This is a genomic window from Streptomyces sp. CA2R106 (assembly GCF_037034245.1).
Classification (GTDB): Bacteria; Actinomycetota; Actinomycetes; order Streptomycetales; family Streptomycetaceae; genus Actinacidiphila.
Window position 1 is genome coordinate 1 of record NZ_JBAGKC010000178.1, and the last position, 476, is coordinate 476.

Annotated in this window: 1 protein-coding gene; it reads left to right on the forward strand. The window is 71.4% G+C overall.

Annotated features, from left to right (window positions below):
* Nucleotides 1-476: polyketide synthase (locus WA788_RS35620; protein ID WP_335984658.1), on the forward strand; the 476-nt coding region annotated here is incomplete at both ends.

Genomic DNA, 476 nt, shown 5'->3' on the forward strand with positions numbered 1-476 from the left:
GGGTGACCCGATCGAGGCCCAGGCGCTGCTGGCGACGTACGGGCAGGGGCGTTCGGAGGAGCGTCCGTTGTGGTTGGGTGCGGTGAAGTCGAACATCGGTCATACGCAGGCGGCTGCGGGTGTGGCGGGTGTGATCAAGATGGTGCTGGCGATGCGGCACGGGGTGTTGCCGCGGACGTTGCATGTGGATGAGCCGAGTTCGCACGTGGACTGGGAGCAGGGGCATGTGCGGTTGGTGACGGAGTCGGTGGCGTGGCCGGAGACGGGGCGCGCCCGGCGGGCGGGGGTGTCGTCGTTCGGTATCTCGGGGACGAACGCGCACGTCATTCTGGAGGCCGCGCCTGAGGTGGACGCGGAGCCGGAGTCCGTGGTGGAGGACGGCGGCGCGGAGACGGTGTGGGTGGTGTCGGGTCGTACGGAGGAGGCGCTGCGGGCGCAGGCGGGGCGGCTGGTGTCGGCGGTGGAGGGCCGGGACC